Source organism: Emticicia aquatilis, from assembly GCF_014644295.1.
Classification (GTDB): domain Bacteria; phylum Bacteroidota; class Bacteroidia; order Cytophagales; family Spirosomataceae; genus Emticicia; species Emticicia aquatilis.
On sequence record NZ_BMKK01000002.1, the window covers coordinates 412,889 to 431,854 of the forward strand.

Here is an 18,966-nt window from a genome sequence, read left to right on the forward strand (position 1 = left end):
TAAAGAACTTTTTTCAAATAACAAATAACAAATAATTAATCAACCAATACCTAAATTACTTTTTCTCTGGTCTTGGTAAAAGGGCTTTTCTTGACAAACGGAATTTTCCAGTTTTCGGGTCAATTTCAAGTAATTTAACTTGTAATTCTTCACCAATTTCTAAAACTCCATCCATACTTGGTAATCTTTCCCATGAAATTTCAGAGATATGGAGTAAACCTTCTTTACCCGGCATAAACTCTACGAAAGCACCGAATGGTTGAATTGATTTTACTTTTGCATCATAAACTTCACCAACTTCTGGTGTAGCTACAATTCCATAAACTCTTTTCTTGGCTTTGTCCATGCTCTCACCATTCGACGAGAAGATTGAAACATATCCTTTGCCATCTTTTTCTTCGATAGTGATTGTTGCACCAGACTCACGTTGAATCTCTTGAACAATCTTACCGCCTGGTCCGATTACAGCTCCAATAAATTCTTTATCAATAACGATAGTAAAGGCACGTGGTGTATGAGGTTTCAATTCTGGACGAGACACAGCAATCGATTCCTTCATTTTTCCAAGTATGTGGATACGTCCTTGTTTGGCTTGCATCAATGCTTGTTCCAATACCTCAAATGACAATCCACCAATTTTAATATCCATTTGGCAAGCCGTAATACCATCTTCAGTACCGGTTACCTTAAAGTCCATGTCACCTAAGTGGTCTTCATCACCCAAGATGTCAGATAATACCGCCCATTTTCCAGTTGCATTATCGGTAATTAAACCCATTGCAATACCCGAAATCGGAGCTTTAATTGGCACACCTGCATCCATCAATGCCAAACAACCTGCACAAACAGTTGCCATTGATGACGAACCGTTTGATTCGAGAATATCAGACACCACACGAATTGTATATGGATTTTCTGAATCTGGAGGAAGGATTTTCTTTAACGAACGTTGAGCTAAGTTACCGTGACCAATTTCACGACGGCCAGCACCACGGTTAGGTTTGATTTCACCAGTTGAGAAACCAGGAAAATTATAGTGCAAGAAAAACTTACTGTATCCAGAAAGCATTACTTGGTCAACAATCATCTCATCGAGTTTTGTACCAAGCGTTGCAGTTGTCAAAGATTGCGTTTCACCTCTTGTAAATAAGGCAGCACCATGAGCTGATGGTAAGAAATCTACTTCGCAAACTATCGGGCGAATCTCGTCAAGTTTACGACCGTCAAGTCTCTTACGCTCATCAAGTACCATATTTCTTGAAGCATAATATTGAATATCACCGAAGTAAGGTTTGATGAACTGCTTTTTCTCAGCCAATTCTTCTTCCGAAAGAGAAGCGATAAATTCATCAAGGATTGCTCCAAATTTCTCTTTTCTTACTTCTTTCTTATTATTACCTTCTAAACATACCGCATAAACTTTGTCATAAAGTTCTTTGTTCATGCGTTCACGTAGTTCCTCATCATGAGTTTCATGACAATAAACACGTTTTTCAGTTTTACCAACCTCAACGCCAAATTCTTTCTGGGCATTTACTTGTACGATAATCGCTTCATGAGCAACCTTGATTGCTTCAATCATTTCTTCTTCAGTACAAAGGTCAGCTTCACCTTCAACCATGATGATGTTATCAACCGTACCGGCAACGATTAAATCTAATGAAGCAGATTTAATTTGAGTAGTTGTTGGGTTAACAATGTATTCACCATTGATTTTGGCAACACGAACTTCTGAGATTGGGCCATTAAATGGAATATCAGAAACTGCAATTGCACTTGATGCAGCCAAAGCCGCTAAAGCATCTGGTTGAACTTCAGCATCTGCCGAAATCAAAGTTACAATAACTTGAACTTCTGCATGATAATCTTCAGGGAAGATTGGACGTAAAGCACGGTCAATCAAGCGACTGATTAGGATTTCATTGTCAGAAAGTCTTCCTTCACGACGTTGGAAACTTCCAGGAATTTTACCAGCTGAACCAAATTTTTCTTGATAATCAACCGAAAGGGGTAAGAAGTCGGTTCCTTCTTTGTGTTCTTGTGCAGCAACAACAGTAGCTAAAAGCATGGTGTTACCACTTCTTACTACAACCGAACCATCGGCCTGACGAGCCAATTTTCCAGTTTCAATGGTAATCACTTTGCCATCGGGCATTTCGATGGTCTTAGTGTGAATGTTAAACATTTCTTAGTTTAAGATTAAAGCCACGTATCCGCTTTCGACGTGGTAGTTTGTTATCCGAATTCCGCGGGGATAAAATTGATATATAACGATGTAGTATCTTCAAAAAACAAAAAATCAGGGAATGCTCGAATGAGAATTCCCTGATATGTATTATTACTTACGAATTCCTAATTCGGCAATAATTGCTCTGTAACGAGTGATATCTGTTTTGTACAAATAATCGAGCAATCTACGACGCTTACCTACCAATTTCAACAAACCAGCTCTTGTAGAGTAATCGTGCTTGTGAGATTTCAAGTGTTCTGTAAGGTGAGCAATACGAAAAGTAAATAATGCAATTTGCGACTCAGCTGAACCAGTATCAGTCGCTTTTTTTTGGAAGCCTTTTGCAGCAAAGATTTCTTCCTTTTTTTCCGTAGTTAAATACATTTGATGTTAACTTAGATTAATAAATATGAAAAACAAACGCAAAGGTAAGAATTAATTTTCAATAAATAATGAAAATAAGCAATAAAAGATTTGTCAAATAATCGTAAAATAGCACTTTTTGTAGCTGAGAAAATATATTCAAAATAAGTGTGTGTTGGATTAGCTTAAAAGTTGGTCAACAAAAAAGCCTTTCTCAATCGGAAAGGCTTTTCAAATAACAAATGTTCAACTTAAACTTAAAAATTTTTCAAGTGTGAACTTGATGTGACGAAGAAGAGATTCGAACTCTCACAGGCTTTCGCCCACTACCACCTCAAAGTAGCGTGTCTACCAGTTTCACCACCTCGCCATTGATAGACATACAATCTATGTCACAAAACTAAAAAAGGATATAGATTTTTCCAAATTTTTATTTTGCTTTGTACTTTAAAAGTAAAAGCCTCGTTCGGAGGCTTTTGTGATCCCGCTGGGACTCGAACCCAGGACCCATACATTAAAAGTGTATTGCTCTACCAACTGAGCTACGGAATCATCAAACTTTCGGCAAAAGCCGCTGTTTGTATATATGTAAATGTGTCCTCTGACACGAAGAAGAACTATCACTGATAGCCCTTGTGATCCCGCTGGGACTCGAACCCAGGACCCATACATTAAAAGTGTATTGCTCTACCAACTGAGCTACGGAATCGTTATATTTTTGATTTAAACTTTAACAATTAAACAGATTTGAAAGTGAAATGTTTTGTATTAACTTTGTCTTTCTGTGCCGTTGTTCTTAAATCGTGGTGCAAAATTAGTACTTTTAACAATACGATGCAAACATACTTTTTGAAATTTCTGAAAATATTTTTTTTCTTTTTTTTAATATTCACGCAAGTACTTGATACTCAGGGACAAACAAGTTTAAATAAAAAAGCAGATTCTTTATTTATTCAAAAAAAATTTGATGAGGCAAAGAGCATTTATGAGAAAATCATTGAAAACTCACAAAATGTCAATCCAAAAATTTATTTAAAACTTGCAAATATTTCAGAAACGAAGGGAGAGTTTGTAAAAGAATTGTACTACTTGAATCTATATTTTTTCAAACAGCCAAACGAAAAGGTTTTTGAAAAAATGTATATCGTGGCAACTGAGAATGGTTTTAGTGGCTACGAAAAAAATGATTTGAACTATTTTCTATTTTATTACAGACAATATTCTAATTACGTCTGGGCGGGTTTTCTGCTTTTAGGTATTTATATTTTCACGGTTTTGGTACTAAAGAAAAAAAACAATCAGTTCTCCCCTATCAGACACAAGGTGATTTTCATTGTCTATTTGGTTTTCTTAGCCAGTTTGATTAACCTTCCCAATAATTATAAATCTGTGATTATAAAAAACGAAAAAGTATATCTACGAGATTACCCTTCGGCTGCTTCTCAGATTATTGGTAGTATAAGTGAAGGTAATAGACTAAATGTAATAAAAACCGATGATATTTGGTATCAGGTTTTATGGGAAGGTAAGTTTTGTTACTTAAAGGAAAGCGATATTTGGGTAGTAAAATAGCCCACCGACTTTGTCAATGGGCTAATTGTATCAGAATCAATGAATTTCGCTGATTTGCTTCAGTGGAGAATTCTTCTCTTTGGCAAGTGTTGTATAAACTAATTTATCAACCAAACGTGGGAATAATTTATTCAACCAAACAGTTAGCTTCCCTTCATTCGTAAGGATTATTGAACGCTTACGCTTATTGATAGCTTTTACAATGTGCATAGCACATTCCTCCGACGACATCATCTTTTCTTCATCTCGAACTGTTTCTTGGCTCACTTGTCCGTGAGCATCAATCGCAGCAAATCTAATATTTGATGAAGTAAAACCAGGGCAAGCAGTAAGCACGTTTACGCCCGTGTGTAGCAATTCGGTACGCAATGCCTCCAAAAATCCATTAACCGCAAATTTGGATGCTGAGTATCCACTACGAACGGGTAAGCCTCTATAACCTGCGATAGACGAAATGCCAACAATAGTACCTTTTGCTTTTTTGATATACGGAAGTGCAGCTTGGGTTAAGTAAACAGTTCCAAAGAAATTGATGTCCATTACCTTACGAATTGTGGCATCAATATCGGCATCTTCAAACATCGAACGCATCGTTATTCCTGCATTGTTGATTAGAATGTCGATTTTACCATAATGGTAAATTGCTTCGGCTACTATTCTTTTATTGTCGTACTCTAAACTTGAATCGGCCACTAAATAATGGTTTTCGATTCCTTGCATTGAAAGTTCGTGGCTGGTTTGTTCTAATTTGTCGATATTTCGACCAGTAATAATCAATTTACAACTCTCTTTACCAAGTTCAAAGGCAAGAGCTTTACCAATACCTGACGAACCACCTGTAATGATTACAACTTTATCTTTTAGCATGGAAAAAAATATTTAAAAAAATAAATTATCACCAATGATTGGCACAACTATATTTATATTAAAATGCTTTTTTACTTGAAATTGTTCCCGCTTAAGATTAAAAACAATATGCCTCAGATTAAAATTAGCGAACCAGATGTATAACTCCTTTGTAAACTTCGTCGGAAAAGGTTAGTGCGTAGAAATAATCGCCCGAAGATTCGTTATCACCTGTCCAAATAAAATTACGTTCATAAGTTAAAAAGATAGACTTTCCCCATCTATTTACAATCTCAAATTTTTTAAATTGTCGCTTACAATTATCTTCAGGAATTGCCCCTAAGCTGAAATAATCATTTTTACCATCGCCATCTGGTGTAAATGTATTGAATGGCTGAATTGGATTATCAATAACTACGTTATCTTTCAAAATCAATTTTACACTTACAGAATCTTGTAGTTGTAAACAGTTATTGTCTTTCGTGGCAAAATTAACAATAAACTCTCTTGACTCCTTTCCTCCCAACATAAAGCAGGTTGGTTTCCAAGTAAATAAACTACTAACTTTACCTCTACCTTCTTTGTTTTCAAATGACATCAAGACATTCTTAAATTCAAATCCCTTGGGTGTGCCAGTAAGTGTTAGTTGCTCGTTATCAATATCTTGTGAATTAACGTTGAATGTGAATTCATTATTGATATTTGGATTCAAAATATATTCGGCGGTATTATTTGTAAGCGTAGTCAGAACCGTGGGGGAGTTATTTTGTTTACCTTTCACCTCAACTGGTACCGAATAAAGCGTTTGAGTACTAACGCCACAGCGTTGGTCTTTCACGATAAAATCTAAAAGCAATTGTTTTTGTTTGAGGGCTTCACAGTTCGGAATAAACTGTAAAATTGAATTAACACTGCCTAAGCCCTGTTTGGTCGGAAAACTAAAACCATAATTACCCAAACTAAAATTCCTACCAGTTCCACTGAGTTGAAGCGTATCATTGTCTATATCATTTCCAAAGACCGTAAATTTAAGTGTATCTCCGTAGGTAACAACAGGATTTGCTAAAAGCGAAGTAGTGAGGTTGGGTTTTGTATTTTGGTTTTCTTCAAACTGAACTCTCATTCGGAATCCACGATTTTGTGGAACTGGGCAGCCATTATCACTAATGTTTATGAAAAATTCTGCTGGTACATTATTTTTTGTAATGATACACTCATCTAAACAGAAAGAAGTTTTTAGCGTATCTTTAGAAGTAATTTCAACATTGGCAGTTGAAGGTAAAATAATTTTTTTAGTATCAATATTCACTCCCTTGGCCGAAAGTGTGACTTTTTGCTTGAGGTCAGGGTCGGTGTATAAAATATCAAAACAACGTTTTTCTCCTTTTTTGAGTGTAATTACATCGGTATCTTTGAAAAACTTCTTACTACTCTGATTGGCCACCAAAACAACAGGTGGAGAATTAAAAATACAATCAATAACTTTCAGTTGAAAATCACGTTTCATACGACCAATTCTTTTGCCTTTACGAAACTCTTCAACCATCACCGAAAAAACATAAAGCCCCAATTTATTGGGTTTTACATTCAAAACGCCTGTTTGTGCATCAACCCTTAAAGGTATTTCTCCAGGAATTACATTGTCTATACTTATACCCGTTACCCAAGATGCCTCTTTGTAATTATTGCTTGGTGAATTTGTAGGATTAGAAACTTGTGGAGAAGAATTTCCAATCCACGGTACAACCAATGAGTAAACAAGGCTGTCGCCATCGGCATCGGTAGCACTAAAATCCATCTCGAAATTCTGATTAATACACACATAATCAGCAATAATATCTCTAAAATGCGGTGTCGTATTGGGGATTGTTACAGGTGCAAACTCGGTATAAAACACCATTCCGACATTACTCGGATTCTGAATATTGGTAATAATTGTATTTCTGCAACAACGTTCCCACACAATCATGTAGCCTTCGGGGTCAGAAAATTTATCAGCAGAAAGGTCAATCGCACTACTGTATTTCATCAAGAGTGTTGATAAATCACCTTTTTGGCACGATGGGTCAACGTATTTTATTGGCTGGCGATAAACTTGCGGACAGTTTACATCTCCCATAAACATTAAATCACGCTTCCGATAAACTTGCAGACGAATTGACAAATCCTCAGCTGCGGTGCGGCCATTGATAGCATCAAAATATAAACTTAATGTAACCTGATGAGTACCATTTCCAGCAACAGGGTTTTTGAGAGGCACAACTTCAATCTCACCACCAACAATGTGAGAAGCAAAACTTAAGACAGTGATGAGTTGAAAAAAAACAAAAAGGATAAGTCTTTTCATAGCAAATAAGTTTCATAGGGAATTTCATTTATATAGACGAAAATTGCGGGACAAAGGTTGGATTTTGAACTTCAAGCTAAGTTAAATACTTTTGTGAATTAAAACTAAAGAGAAAACGTAAAATATACGATTTCAAAAGAAAAATAGATAATGGGAAAAGTTAAGACATTTGTAATTGAGTCGATTGTAGTTGAGAGCTTTGCCGCCGAAGGTAAATGTATTGCAAAACACAATGGTCAGGTAATATTTATTGAGGGAAGCAATGTTCATCCAGGCGATAAAGTAAAGCTTTTTGTAAACAACAGAAAGAAAAACTATGCCGAAGCAAATGTTCTTGAAATATTGGAATACTCGCCAGATAGAATTGAGCCATTTTGTAAACACTTTGGCGTTTGTGGCGGATGTAAGTGGCAACATGTACCATATGAAAAACAATTAGAACTAAAATTTACTCAGGTAAGTGACCAGCTCAAACGAATTGGAAAGCTCGATTTGCCAGCCATAAAACCAATTTTAGGTTCAGCAAAAACACAATTTTATAGAAATAAGTTAGAATATACTTTCTCGAACAGTAGATGGTTTACGAGAGATGAAATCAATACCGATGAAGCTATGAGCAAAAACGCTTTGGGTTTTCACGTTCCAAAACGTTTTGAGAAAGTATTACCGATTGAAAAATGCTATCATCAAGCCGACCCATCGAATGATATTAGGCTTACGCTACGTGACTTCGCTAATGCTAATAATTATACCTACTATGACCACATCGCCCACGAAGGTTTTCTGAGAAACATCATGATTAGAACCTCAACAACGGGTGATTTGATGGTGATGGTGCAATTTGCTCAAGACAATAAAGAGGATATCAAAGCAACGATGGAACATTTGCACACTTCTTTTCCGCAAATAACTTCGTTGAATTATATCCTTAATCAAAAACGCAACGATACATTCTTTGACTTGGAGGTTCATACCTATTATGGCAAACCTTATATTGAAGAGCGTATGGAAGATTTAACATTCAGAATTGGGGTAAAATCTTTTTACCAAACTAATTCTGAGCAGGCCTATGAATTATATAAGATTACAAGAGAGTTAGCTGATTTAACTGGTAATGAGTTGGTTTATGACCTATATACAGGTACAGGAACGATTGCAAATTTTGTGGCAAAAAAAGCGAAAAAGGTAATCGGGATTGAATATGTACCTGAGGCAATTGAAGATGCAAAAATTAACTCTGATGTAAACGAATTACACAATACAACCTTCTATGCTGGCGATATGCGTAAGTTTTTAACAAATGAGTTTATTGCACAGCATGGCAAACCTGATGTTGTGATTACGGACCCTCCACGTGCAGGTATGGACGAACCAGTAGTAAGAACTTTAATGGAAGCTGCTCCGAAACGAATCGTATATGTGAGTTGTAACCCAGCTACACAAGCTCGTGACTTGGCAATATTGAGTGAAAAGTATGATATTTCGGTAGTGCAACCAGTTGATATGTTCCCACATACACACCATGTAGAAAATGTGGTTAGATTAGATTTGAAGAATACCCCTAACCCCTAAAGGGGAATTTTACAAAAAAAGCTTCAACTTCCCATCAGGAAAAGTTGAAGCCTTTTTTGTAATTACCGAAAACAGGAAATTCCCCTTTAGGGGTTAGGGGTTCAACCCTAATTCCTCAACAATATGCAAGGTTTTGGTGTTTTTTCGAGTTCTGAAGGCAATTTCTGGTTTGTACCCAACAGTGGTTTTGGCATAATAGCCTGTTCCATCGTATGGGCGTTTTCGTGGGTTTTCTTTGCACGCAACTGAGCAAGCTCCTTCCATTTCATGACCACATTTTTCGCAAATAGGCAAATGTTCATTACAATCAGGGTTTGCACAATTGACCATACGGTCTGACTCTGTTCCGCAAATATGACACTTTGAAATAATTACAGGATTAACACTATTGACATCCGTAGTCAAACGATTATCAAATACGTAGCATTTTCCATCGAAATCTTCTCCACCTTCTTCTAAACCATATTTGATGATTCCTCCATGTAATTGATAAACATCAGTAAACCCTTGTGAAAGCAGATACGCACTTGCTTTTTCGCACTTAATTCCACCCGTACAATAGGTTACAATTTTCTTGTCTTTCAAGTGAGCAATTTCATTCACATGGTCTGGTAGCTCACGAAGATTTTCCATATCAAAAGTTACCGCACCTTTAAATTTCCCAACTGAATGCTCATAATTTGAACGCATATCAACCAAAACCACATTAGGGTCGCTTTTGATTAATTCCTTGAAATCGGCGGGTTCGAGGTGTTTACCAGTTTGCTCTAAAGGATTAACTGGCAGTTCTGAATGAACTATCTCTTTCTTGATTCTAACATAAAGTTTAGTGAAAGCATGTTTTTCAACTTTCTCAACTTTAAAATCAACTTTAGCAAACCTTGGGTCAGATTTTACCCAAGCCATGTATTTTTCAGTATCTTCTGCCAGACCAGAAACTGTACCATTCAAGCCTTCTGGAGCAATAATTATTCTACCCAGCAGATTATTTTCTAAGCAAAATTGATGATGAATGTCTCGATACTCCACTACATTTTCGATGGGCGAATAAATATAATAAAGCAGAACTTGATAATTAGTAGATGTACTTACTGGATTCTCAGTAATTGAATTTGTATGTTTTTCCATTGATTTTCAATCTTTCAAGGTGTAAACTTGATTTGAATTGCTGCAAAATTACGAAACATATTTTTTTTATTCTATGATTTTTATCAGATAAAGCCTTAATTTGTAAATTATATTTAAGCTAACTCTCATAAAGTAACAATGCACATTGCGATTACGGGCAATATAGGTGCCGGCAAAACTACCTTAGCTACTAAACTGGCAAATCATTATGGTTGGGAAGTATTATACGAAGCGGTTGATGGAAATCCATACTTACCTCCCTTCTACGAAGACATGGAAAAATGGGCATTTCACTTGCAGATTTTCTTTCTCAATAGTCGATTTGAGCAAGTTTTGAAGATAAAAAAACTAACTGAAGAAAAAACAATTATTCAAGATAGGTCGATTTACGAAGATGCGTATATTTTTGCCCGCAATCTTTATGAGTCTGGTAAATTTAATGAAACAGATTATCAGACCTATAAAAGTATGTTCAATACAATCACACAGGCAATTACGCACCCAGATTTGATGATTTACTTGAGAGCTGACTTACCCAAGCTACAACGTCAAATTAGTAAGCGAGGACGTGATTTTGAGAAAAATATTGACCCTAATTATTTGATAAGTTTGAATAAACTATACGAAGACTTTGCCAACCTTTATACTCACGGAAAGCTACTGGTGATAGATGTAAATAACCTCGACTATGCCGAACGCAACGAAGATTTTGAGCATATCATAGAAATCATCGACCGCAATATTAGTATGGGTACGCAACTCGAAATACAAAATATATAAAACAAACGAGCCATGAAATTAGAATTCATGGCTCATTTGATTATGAGATAACTGCATTTTTAGGTTTAAAGAATTTCCTGTTTTTCCAATAAGTTTTTAATCTATCGAAATAGACATCATAAATATCGCTCTCAAACAAACGTGCATCATTGGTTGCTTTAGAAAGGAAACAAACACCAAAAATGAGTAGTACAGCATCAGGCATCCAAACTCCTAAAAGCACAGGCCAAATATCTTCTTTGGCATATTTATCGCCAAGTTGCATCAAAACGTACATCAAAATAAAAAATGTAATTGAAAGCAACACTGGCATACCAAACCCACCTTTTTTGATGATTGAACCAAGTGATGAGCCAATCAAAAACATCACAAAACACGCAAAAGCCATTGTAAACTTATGCCATTTTTCAACTTGGGCTTTTATTCCATCTCTTTTTTTACTCTTTACAATGTCAACAGTTGTAGTAAACTGGTCACGCAGGTTTTTCGCTTGTGAAATAGCCGTTTCAAATGTTTCGTCAAGGCGGTATGAATTCTCACCAAGTTTTAGTTTTTCGTTGACCCATTTTCCACCAACAATTGGCTTTTTTTCACGAGCAGCTTTTGAAGTATCAATTGGGTATTTCTTAAACTGAAAATTGTAAAGTTGAGTAGCGGTAGTAATTTGTGATTTCAAAGTTTTGTCAATATCCATCGCCACCGAATCGGCCTGATTATTCAGTTGAGTGATATTTTTCATGTACTCATGGTATTTAAACTGAGACTCATCGGTGCGACGCATTCCGAAAGACTCTAAAGAAAATACCATCTTGTTTTGCTTGAAGCTATTTTTTACGAATTGAGTTTCGTTATAATTTCCATCATTGGCTTTATAATCAACGTAGTTAGTTCCATTGTACAATTCAAACACTAAATAAGTATTATCATACATTGTGTACATCCTTCCCGAATCAGCCAAAGTAACATTTACATTACCATTATTGCTTGCATGATTATAAATCGTAACTCCTTTGAGCGTTTTTCCATCAGGAAACTTCTTTAACACTTTTATACTATACCCAGGTATTTCTTTATAAAAAATCCCTTCTTTAACATTTAAAGTCACTTTGGTAGTTTTTACGTCATATAGCAAGCTGTATCCTTTAAGATTAGCCCAAGGATTTACGGTATTGTTAAACCACAATGAAAAGATACTAACACCAAATGCAAAAATCATTGCAGGAAGAAGCACACGTGATATAGGTACACCAGCCGATTTGATAGCCGTCAGCTCGCTGTACTCACCTAAATTCCCGAAACACATTAACGAAGCCAGCAATACCGAAAGTGGTAATGCAATAGGAACTGTTATGAGAGAGAAGTAAACAAAAAGTTTTCCGAATACATCGTATCCTAAATCTTTACCAACAAAATCATTGAAGTAAAGCATTAGGAAACGCATCAAAAAAATAAAAACTACCACACAGGTAGTTAATATGAATGGCCCGATAAAAGACCTAATTACTAAAATATCAATTTTCTTCATTCAAAGACGTAATGATTCTGCGGCACAAAATTCCGACAGGAAATCCATTTTCACAAGTCCATTAAGTTTATTTAACAAAAATAATACTCACCCTCCCACTATTTCCTTTAGTTTGTAAATCATATCATCCCAGATGTCTTCCAATTCCGACTCATCAGTATTATCTGAATTATCAGTAATCTTCAAGAAAGTTGCATTGGTTAATTCACTTTGGTCTAATCTAAACTCAACAAAATTGCCTCTTTGGTCGTCTTTCAAAAAATCAAATTTTACGAGTTTGTTTACCCTTTGCACTGACATACGAGCTGGGTGACTTTCGTTATCCCACACAAAATCAAAATTAGAATCGCTCGTATATTTCACTTTTGCAGCAAACCATTGCTGTAAACCAGCAGGCGTACTAAAGTACGGATACAAAACTTTTGGTGATGCCTTAAATTCGTATTCTCGAGAAAATTTGAATTTGTCCATAATTCTTAAAAATTTAGAAAATATAACCTAAACCGAACTCGATTTAGCCTTATTAGATAACTATTCCAAGAATTTCTATAAATTTTTGTGAAATTTTGGATTACTTAAATTACTTTTTTTGCAATGTAAGAAAACTTTGTGTAATTTTGCAACATATTCTTCGGGACAACAATAAAAGTCTCTAAAAATATTAAAAAATACTGCGGGATAGCTCAGATGGTTAGAGCGTAGGATTCATAACCCTAAGGTCGGCGGTTCGATCCCGCTTCCCGCAACACCTAAAGAGTCTCAATTTTGAGACTCTTTTTTTATGCCTTTTTGATTGAAAAATCATCAAAAGTCTGTAATCAAAGACATTTAGCTGACAAAAAATCACTATTAGTGTAATATCTCAAAAATCAGTTTTTTCAAAATATCGCTCTCATTTTCTTCGCCCGCTTCTACTCCTTTAGATTTTAGGTCAGCAATTTTAATACAATGTATCACAAAAGCTAATTTTGACAAAGAATAATTTCGTGCAGCCGCTAAATAATCTTTTGCAAAGAAACTATTGACTTTTAGTAAAGAAGAAACGCCTGATTCTGATTTATCGTTTGAGCCATGAATTAACAAAACTTTGCTGAAAAAATTATATAAAATTATTAATACCGGCTGAATCGGATTGTCCTTAGGATTATTACCAAAATATATAATAATTTGATTCGCCTTCACCACATCTCGTTGAGTTAATGCCTTTTGCAGTTCAAAAACATTGTATTCCTTACTTATTCCAACATATTTCTGAATAACATCAGCATCAATTCCTTCACCTAATTTTACGTTTAAAATCACTTTTTCTAACTCGCCAGTCAAACGTTTTAGGTCATTACCAATATGTTCAATCAATAATTGAATGGCCTTCATGCTAATCTTAACCCCACGCCCGTGGCAATACGAAGCCACAAATTCAGGTAACTGATTATCATAAAGCTTTTTAAAATTTTGTAAAACACCATTTTTTGCAAAAGCTTTTACCCATGTTTTGCGTTCGTCTTGTGCGTTTGAAAAACTTAATACCAAAATCGTTGAAGGCAAAGGATTGAGAGCATAATCTTCAATTAGTTTTTGATTTTCTTTCAAATCAATCCCTTGAATCTGATTAGCGTCTTTTACAATGATGAGTTGTCTCTCTGCCATCATCGGAAACCGACGTGCGTAATTCAACAATGCTCCAACACTTAAATCTTTACCAAAAAGTACAAATTCATTAAAACCTTTTTCATGAACGGGAATGGCTAAACTTTGAACTTTTTCGACAATCTGCTCAATATGAAACTGCTCTTCGCCGTGTAAAAAATATAACGGCTTTATAGAATCTTTCTTGATTGATTTTAAAATTTCTGACATCTAAATATACTATATAATTAAATAATATTGTAACCTTTTTCTTCTAAAAATTGATTACATTTCATCATCATTTCGGGGAAAAACAATGCAAAATTTTCGCCAAATAATTCGTAATGAATCTTCAAGTCTTCGGTTGCTTTTTCCATATTTGAATCGTAAACTGTTCGTTTTGAGATACCAGTCAAAGCCCGTTCGATTCCCCAAAATTCTCCATAATTTTTTAGCCAATCGTGTGTTATCATTGATTCAATCATGGGTTTCATTCTATCGGGCATAATTTCCCAGTGATTTTGAAATGAAACGTGAACTCTTTTTCTAAAATCATCAAAAGGTTCGTTTGAATATTTTGTCCAATGAGTGGCCAAGTAGTGGTCAAAAAAAATATCAATCAAAACTGCGGCATACTTATGATACTTCGCATATAATACTGATTTACAAGCACTTACCGCCGAATGAGTATCTGTAAAACTATCAATTAATCGGTGTAATAATATTCCATCTTTTACTTCTTGACTAAAACCAGCATTCCGTGGATGCTCGATTCTTCCTACGACAAAATCTTCTAAAAGATTACCAACCATTAGCTCTTCGTTTTTGCCAGAAAGAAATAAATGTGCCAAAAAATTCATTAAAATAATTGAATATGCGTACGTTTGCGACAAAGTTAGAAAAATAACATCTATAAACTATCAAAAAAATTGATTGATGAAAATCGAAGCAAACAAAGTCGTAAAAATAGTCTATGAATTAGAAATTGGCGACGGAAGTAATAAAGAAATGCTCGAAATTGTGCAAGATGATGAGCCGATGGTGTTCATTCAAGGTATGAGTGGCTTACCAGAAGCTTTTGAAGCACAATTAGATGGATTACAGGCTGGTGATGAATTTAAATTTTCGGTGGATGCAGCTGATGGCTATGGCGAGCCTGACCCAGAAGCAGTTATTGATTTCCCGATTGAAAACTTTAAGATTGAGGACGGAAAAGTGCCAGAAGGAATGCTTGAGATTGGAAATATGATTCCATTCTCAAATGACGAAGGAAATCGAATGAACGGAAGAATTGTAGAAATTACTGACGAATTTGTTATCCTTGACTTTAATCACCCATTGGCTGGTCAAAATATGCACTTTAAGGGCAAGGTTTTGGGCGTAAGAGATGCAACAAAAGATGAAATAGCTCACGGCCATGTACATGGCGAAGGCGGCGTTGTGCATTAATTAGTGGATTAGGAAATTGGTTATCGAAAGTTGGTGTTTTTCACTAATTACTCAATAACCAATTTCCCAGTAACTAAATCCCAAATTGAATAACCTCAACTCCGAATTTTCTTAAAAAATCAACTCCTTCATCGCTCGGAATCCCTTTATATTGAGCATAAGATTTTGCATAGAATACTTTCTTGATTTTCATCGAATAAATCACCCTTGCACAAGCAATACATGGCGATAATGTTACGTAGAGTGTTGTACCTTCAATATTCGCTCCATTTTTAGAAGCGTACAAAATGGCATTTTGCTCGGCATGAAGAGCCAATGAACAACTACCTTTTGAATCTCGTGGACACCCATGTTCTGGAAACTCTTCATCGCAATTGTGTGTACCTGCGGGTGGACCGTTATAACCAATCGAAATAATTCGTGTATCTTTTGTAAGTACAGCCCCAACTTGAGCCTTGACACAATGCGAACGTAATGCAAGATTCTGTGCCAATTCCATAAAAATTTCATCAAAATCTGGGCGTTGTTTTACAACTTTTTCCATAAAATGGTCGTTACTTTGTAAAAATTATAACAAAAATCACCTTTTTGATATCTTAAAAAATCAAAACGCTAAATTATGAAATCTTACTCAAACGGTTGTGTGTCTTTAAGTTTTCTTTTTATCTTATTTTGTTTAACCTCAACTTCAGTATTTGCTAAAACATCAAATGACAGCATCGTAAAACCACAAGTTAGAAGTAGTCCAATCGTTATAGCGAATCTTAAAACCACCGAAAATAACTACGTAAAATGCACTTATGGACAACCTTTAAAGAAAGGACGTGAGATTTTTGGAAATTTAGTACCATACGGAAAGCTTTGGAGAACAGGGGCAAATGAAGCTACTGAAATAACTTTTACCACGAATATACAAATTGGAGAAACTCAACTACCAGCAGGTACTTACACCCTCTTTACGGTTCCAAACAAAGAAAAATGGACAATTATCTTTAACTCAGAATTGGGTCAGTGGGGTGATTTTAGTTACGATTCAAACAAAAATGTGTTAAATTTTGAGGCTAATGTTAGCACTAATACAGACATCTATGAAGGATTCACAATTCAATTTGAGGATATTACAAATGGTTTTAATATGCTTTTACTATGGGACAACGTAAAAGTAACAGTGCCAATTCAAAAAATTGGAGAACTTGCCAAAGAAAGTAAAAAGAAGAAAAAGAGAAGAAATTAGTAAAGCACTAATTTCTTCTGAACAACTTGCTGCTTGGAAGTTACACTGACGATATAAACTCCAGGCGGCAAATCTTTATTTTTTAGTGTTACTATTGTACTCGGTAAATCAAGATACGTTTCATTATAAACTTTACGTCCGAAAATATCTCTAACAATTAAGTTAAAATCCTGAAAATCAGGCAATAAGACCTGAAATTGAAGATTAGTACGAGGCAATGGGTTTTCTACATTAACTTGCAAAGACGTTGAAGGTGGCAATTGGAATTTTGCATAATTCAACACTCGTTTACGTCTTTTACTGAGGTCAAGTGCCGCTCTCATTCTTTCTTTCTGACCCTGAGTAAAGATATTCATACAAGAATCTGGTGAATAATCCATGTAATTCTCAATCATATTTCGTGTACGGGTGCCTGAACAAGTGGAGAACACATCTCTACAAAAAGCTGAACTATTAGCTGCGGCAGCCGCTGGCGTATCAGCTACGTAATCAGTACCACAACGTTCGTCACCCCAAGTATGATAAAGTCCCATCCAATGGCCAATTTCGTGCGTCACGGTTCTACCAAAGCTATAAATACCAGATTTGTTTGTACCTATTTTTTTTCCAAATACTGTGTAATCAATAAATACCCCATCTACTCTTTCATCTGAATCAACATCAAGGCCATCAATAGATTCTGCAAAAGGGAATTCACCATAACCGATGTATCCCGAACTAAAAGCAGCTACCCAAATATTCAAGTATTTATTACTGTCCCAATACCCAAGATTCGATAGCGACATTCTATCATTATCATTCACAATATTATAAGTACTTCGTGAAGAATAATGTCTTGTGATGCCAGAAGATGGGTTTCCAGATGGGTCGATGCTTGCCAAGAAGAACTCAATCTCAACATCAGCACCCACAGGATTTGTGTTGAAGCCTAAAGTACCTTCTTTTTTTCGATAATCTTCATTCAAGACCTTAATCTGAGAGTAAATCTGTTCATCTGAAATATTACTTCCAGCAATTAATCCGTTCACTTGGTTATGAATCACATGAACCACAACTGGAATTCGGATTATATCTGATGCAACCCTAAAATTTTTCTGAATATTTATCTGATTTTCCAAAACCTGCTCGTATCTCATTTTTCTAAATTGATACTGAGTATTCGTAGTTTTGGCAACCGAATCACAGAATTCATTGGCACAAGAACGTACCTTCTGAGCCATCGAATTGATGCTTATTAGAGCAAAAATAGCCGAGATGTATATATTTCTTTTCATATCTATAAAGACGATTCTACAAATAGATTTGGTTGCAAAACCTATGAGTAGTTTAGTTACTCTCTGCTTTTTCGTAAGCTCTTAAAATATCTCGTACTAACTTATGACGCACAACGTCTCTGTCATCTAATTCGATGAATCCAATGCCTTTAATATCTTTCAAAATATATAAAGCATCAGCCAAGCCTGACTTTTGTTTAGAGGGAAGGTCAATCTGAGTTTTATCACCAGTTATAATTGCTTTAGAGAGCGGCCCCATACGAGTCAAAAACATTTTGATTTGCATAGGTGTGGTATTTTGGGCTTCATCAAGCAAAATAAAGGCATTATTGAGCGTTCTACCACGCATATAAGCCAAGGGAGCAATCTCAATCGTACGATTTTCGATATAAAACTTTAGTTTTTCTGATTGAATCATATCTTCGAGGGCATCGTAGATTGGCCTCAAATACGGGTCGATTTTCTCTTTTAAATCGCCTGGCAAAAAACCAAGGTTTTCACCAGCTTCAACGGCAGGTCGGGTAATGATTATTTTCTTTACTTGCTTTTCTTTCAAAGCTTTTACGGCCAATGCCACAGCTGTATAGGTCTTACCAGTACCGGCAGGACCAGTTGCAAACATTATATCAAAGTTTTTTGATGCCTCGACCATCTTCTTTTGGTTGGCAGTTTTTGCTTTGATGGCATTCCCTTTTGTACCTACTAAAATAAGTTCATCGTCAGGGGTTTCATGAGTAGCAGCCTCTGCATCTGCTTTGATATAACTCTTTACTTGGTCGATTGATATGCGTCCGTATTTTTGCAAATGCTCAATCATCGCCTCCAATACATCTGAGATTCTATTAATCTCTTCGGTATTTCCCTTTATCAAAATCTGATTTCCACGAGAAATAATCTTGCTCAATGGAAATGCACTTGCAACCTCTTTGATATTAATGTTTTCTACTCCAAGAAAATCGGTCAATGAGATTTCTTCGTCTAATGTGAATACTTTATCTGTCAAAATAAAAAATATATTGT

Annotated in this window: 17 protein-coding genes and 4 tRNA genes; 6 read left to right on the forward strand and 15 right to left on the reverse strand. The window is 35.5% G+C overall.

Features of this window, described 5'->3' with window-relative positions; genetic code table 11:
• Window positions 1-55: 55 nt before the first annotated feature.
• The 5 genes from pnp to IEX65_RS05995 all read right to left on the reverse strand — a co-directional run bounded on the left by pnp (window position 56) and on the right by IEX65_RS05995 (window position 3,302).
• Window positions 56-2,185 (reverse strand): polyribonucleotide nucleotidyltransferase, encoded by a 2,130-nt coding sequence (pnp, locus tag IEX65_RS05975; RefSeq protein WP_188765110.1) that lies wholly within the window; start codon window positions 2,183-2,185, stop codon window positions 56-58.
• Between the two features lie 153 nt (window positions 2,186-2,338).
• Window positions 2,339-2,614 (reverse strand): 30S ribosomal protein S15, encoded by a 276-nt coding sequence (gene rpsO, locus IEX65_RS05980; protein ID WP_188765111.1) that lies wholly within the window; start codon window positions 2,612-2,614, stop codon window positions 2,339-2,341.
• 265 nt (window positions 2,615-2,879) lie between these two features.
• Window positions 2,880-2,963 (reverse strand) — tRNA-Leu (locus IEX65_RS05985).
• Between the two features lie 109 nt (window positions 2,964-3,072).
• Window positions 3,073-3,145 (reverse strand) — tRNA-Lys (locus IEX65_RS05990).
• 84 nt (window positions 3,146-3,229) lie between these two features.
• A tRNA-Lys gene (locus tag IEX65_RS05995) sits at window positions 3,230-3,302 on the reverse strand.
• A gap of 125 nt (window positions 3,303-3,427) precedes the next feature.
• Here IEX65_RS05995 and IEX65_RS06000 point away from each other — a divergent pair.
• Window positions 3,428-4,165: an SH3 domain-containing protein gene (locus tag IEX65_RS06000; RefSeq protein WP_188765112.1), complete on the forward strand. Its 738-nt coding sequence runs from the start codon at window positions 3,428-3,430 to the stop codon at window positions 4,163-4,165.
• Window positions 4,166-4,201: 36 nt separating this feature from the next.
• Here IEX65_RS06000 and IEX65_RS06005 read toward each other — a convergent pair whose 3' ends face one another.
• Both IEX65_RS06005 and IEX65_RS06010 read right to left on the reverse strand, forming a co-directional pair.
• The gene (locus IEX65_RS06005) at window positions 4,202-5,032 is read right to left on the reverse strand and encodes an SDR family oxidoreductase (protein ID WP_188765113.1); all 831 of its coding nucleotides are present in this window, start codon (window positions 5,030-5,032) and stop codon (window positions 4,202-4,204) included.
• A gap of 124 nt (window positions 5,033-5,156) precedes the next feature.
• The gene (locus IEX65_RS06010) at window positions 5,157-7,358 is read right to left on the reverse strand and encodes a T9SS type B sorting domain-containing protein (protein WP_188765114.1); all 2,202 of its coding nucleotides are present in this window, start codon (window positions 7,356-7,358) and stop codon (window positions 5,157-5,159) included.
• A gap of 150 nt (window positions 7,359-7,508) precedes the next feature.
• Between IEX65_RS06010 and rlmD the strand changes: the two genes are divergently transcribed.
• Entirely contained in the window at window positions 7,509-8,930 is a 1,422-nt protein-coding gene (gene rlmD / locus IEX65_RS06015) for a 23S rRNA (uracil(1939)-C(5))-methyltransferase RlmD (RefSeq protein WP_188765115.1), read from the forward strand.
• 93 nt (window positions 8,931-9,023) lie between these two features.
• On the opposite strand, the gene trhO is transcribed toward rlmD, so the two are convergent.
• Entirely contained in the window at window positions 9,024-10,058 is a 1,035-nt protein-coding gene (gene trhO / locus IEX65_RS06020) for an oxygen-dependent tRNA uridine(34) hydroxylase TrhO (RefSeq protein ID WP_188765116.1), read from the reverse strand.
• A 138-nt stretch (window positions 10,059-10,196) separates the two neighbouring features.
• On the opposite strand from trhO, the gene IEX65_RS06025 reads away from it, so the two are divergent.
• Window positions 10,197-10,838, forward strand: a complete 642-nt coding sequence (locus IEX65_RS06025; RefSeq protein WP_188765117.1) for a deoxynucleoside kinase — start codon at window positions 10,197-10,199, stop codon at window positions 10,836-10,838.
• A 40-nt stretch (window positions 10,839-10,878) separates the two neighbouring features.
• Here IEX65_RS06025 and IEX65_RS06030 read toward each other — a convergent pair whose 3' ends face one another.
• Window positions 10,879-12,363 carry an LptF/LptG family permease gene (locus IEX65_RS06030; RefSeq protein ID WP_188765118.1) on the reverse strand — a complete coding sequence of 495 codons (1,485 nt, stop codon included), beginning with the start codon at window positions 12,361-12,363 and terminating at the stop codon, window positions 10,879-10,881.
• A gap of 87 nt (window positions 12,364-12,450) precedes the next feature.
• On the reverse strand, window positions 12,451-12,834 hold the full coding sequence (locus IEX65_RS06035) for an START-like domain-containing protein (protein WP_188765119.1): 384 nt from the start codon (window positions 12,832-12,834) through the stop codon (window positions 12,451-12,453).
• A 201-nt stretch (window positions 12,835-13,035) separates the two neighbouring features.
• Here IEX65_RS06035 and IEX65_RS06040 point away from each other — a divergent pair.
• Window positions 13,036-13,109: transfer RNA gene (locus IEX65_RS06040), tRNA-Met, on the forward strand.
• A 103-nt stretch (window positions 13,110-13,212) separates the two neighbouring features.
• Here the strand turns inward: IEX65_RS06040 and holA are convergent.
• Entirely contained in the window at window positions 13,213-14,220 is a 1,008-nt protein-coding gene (gene holA, locus IEX65_RS06045; RefSeq protein WP_188765120.1) for a DNA polymerase III subunit delta, read from the reverse strand.
• Window positions 14,221-14,237: 17 nt separating this feature from the next.
• Complete coding sequence (locus IEX65_RS06050) at window positions 14,238-14,840, reverse strand: acyl carrier protein phosphodiesterase (RefSeq protein ID WP_188765121.1); 603 nt, start codon at window positions 14,838-14,840, stop codon at window positions 14,238-14,240.
• Window positions 14,841-14,925: 85 nt separating this feature from the next.
• Here IEX65_RS06050 and IEX65_RS06055 point away from each other — a divergent pair, with 85 nt between their 5' ends.
• Window positions 14,926-15,438, forward strand: a complete 513-nt coding sequence (locus IEX65_RS06055; RefSeq protein ID WP_188765122.1) for an FKBP-type peptidyl-prolyl cis-trans isomerase — start codon at window positions 14,926-14,928, stop codon at window positions 15,436-15,438.
• Window positions 15,439-15,511: 73 nt separating this feature from the next.
• On the opposite strand, the gene IEX65_RS06060 is transcribed toward IEX65_RS06055, so the two are convergent.
• Window positions 15,512-15,982 carry a deoxycytidylate deaminase gene (locus IEX65_RS06060; protein WP_188765123.1) on the reverse strand — a complete coding sequence of 157 codons (471 nt, stop codon included), beginning with the start codon at window positions 15,980-15,982 and terminating at the stop codon, window positions 15,512-15,514.
• Between the two features lie 75 nt (window positions 15,983-16,057).
• Here IEX65_RS06060 and IEX65_RS06065 point away from each other — a divergent pair, with 75 nt between their 5' ends.
• Window positions 16,058-16,672 carry a DUF2911 domain-containing protein gene (locus IEX65_RS06065; protein WP_188765124.1) on the forward strand — a complete coding sequence of 205 codons (615 nt, stop codon included), beginning with the start codon at window positions 16,058-16,060 and terminating at the stop codon, window positions 16,670-16,672.
• Here IEX65_RS06065 and IEX65_RS06070 read toward each other — a convergent pair.
• Window positions 16,669-17,946, reverse strand: coding sequence for a M43 family zinc metalloprotease (locus IEX65_RS06070; protein ID WP_188765125.1), 1,278 nt, complete (start codon window positions 17,944-17,946; stop codon window positions 16,669-16,671). The genes IEX65_RS06065 and IEX65_RS06070 overlap by 4 nt on opposite strands.
• 52 nt (window positions 17,947-17,998) lie before the next feature.
• Window positions 17,999-18,949 carry a PhoH family protein gene (locus IEX65_RS06075; protein ID WP_188765126.1) on the reverse strand — a complete coding sequence of 317 codons (951 nt, stop codon included), beginning with the start codon at window positions 18,947-18,949 and terminating at the stop codon, window positions 17,999-18,001.
• Between the last annotated feature and the right edge of the window lie 17 nt (window positions 18,950-18,966).

What these genes read in the sequence shown, in the direction of transcription:
- pnp (WP_188765110.1), bottom strand. Translation starts at nt 2,185, where the DNA reads ATGTTTAACATTCACACTAAGACCATCGAAATGCCCGATGGCAAAGTG.
- IEX65_RS06055 (WP_188765122.1), top strand. Translation starts at nt 14,926, where the DNA reads ATGAAAATCGAAGCAAACAAAGTCGTAAAAATAGTCTATGAATTAGAA.
- IEX65_RS06030 (WP_188765118.1), bottom strand. Translation starts at nt 12,363, where the DNA reads ATGAAGAAAATTGATATTTTAGTAATTAGGTCTTTTATCGGGCCATTC.
- IEX65_RS06070 (WP_188765125.1), bottom strand. Translation starts at nt 17,946, where the DNA reads ATGAAAAGAAATATATACATCTCGGCTATTTTTGCTCTAATAAGCATC.
- IEX65_RS06005 (WP_188765113.1), bottom strand. Translation starts at nt 5,032, where the DNA reads ATGCTAAAAGATAAAGTTGTAATCATTACAGGTGGTTCGTCAGGTATT.
- IEX65_RS06010 (WP_188765114.1), bottom strand. Translation starts at nt 7,358, where the DNA reads ATGAAAAGACTTATCCTTTTTGTTTTTTTTCAACTCATCACTGTCTTA.
- rlmD (WP_188765115.1), top strand. Translation starts at nt 7,509, where the DNA reads ATGGGAAAAGTTAAGACATTTGTAATTGAGTCGATTGTAGTTGAGAGC.
- holA (WP_188765120.1), bottom strand. Translation starts at nt 14,220, where the DNA reads ATGTCAGAAATTTTAAAATCAATCAAGAAAGATTCTATAAAGCCGTTA.
- IEX65_RS06035 (WP_188765119.1), bottom strand. Translation starts at nt 12,834, where the DNA reads ATGGACAAATTCAAATTTTCTCGAGAATACGAATTTAAGGCATCACCA.
- IEX65_RS06060 (WP_188765123.1), bottom strand. Translation starts at nt 15,982, where the DNA reads ATGGAAAAAGTTGTAAAACAACGCCCAGATTTTGATGAAATTTTTATG.
- trhO (WP_188765116.1), bottom strand. Translation starts at nt 10,058, where the DNA reads ATGGAAAAACATACAAATTCAATTACTGAGAATCCAGTAAGTACATCT.
- IEX65_RS06000 (WP_188765112.1), top strand. Translation starts at nt 3,428, where the DNA reads ATGCAAACATACTTTTTGAAATTTCTGAAAATATTTTTTTTCTTTTTT.
- rpsO (WP_188765111.1), bottom strand. Translation starts at nt 2,614, where the DNA reads ATGTATTTAACTACGGAAAAAAAGGAAGAAATCTTTGCTGCAAAAGGC.
- IEX65_RS06065 (WP_188765124.1), top strand. Translation starts at nt 16,058, where the DNA reads ATGAAATCTTACTCAAACGGTTGTGTGTCTTTAAGTTTTCTTTTTATC.
- IEX65_RS06025 (WP_188765117.1), top strand. Translation starts at nt 10,197, where the DNA reads ATGCACATTGCGATTACGGGCAATATAGGTGCCGGCAAAACTACCTTA.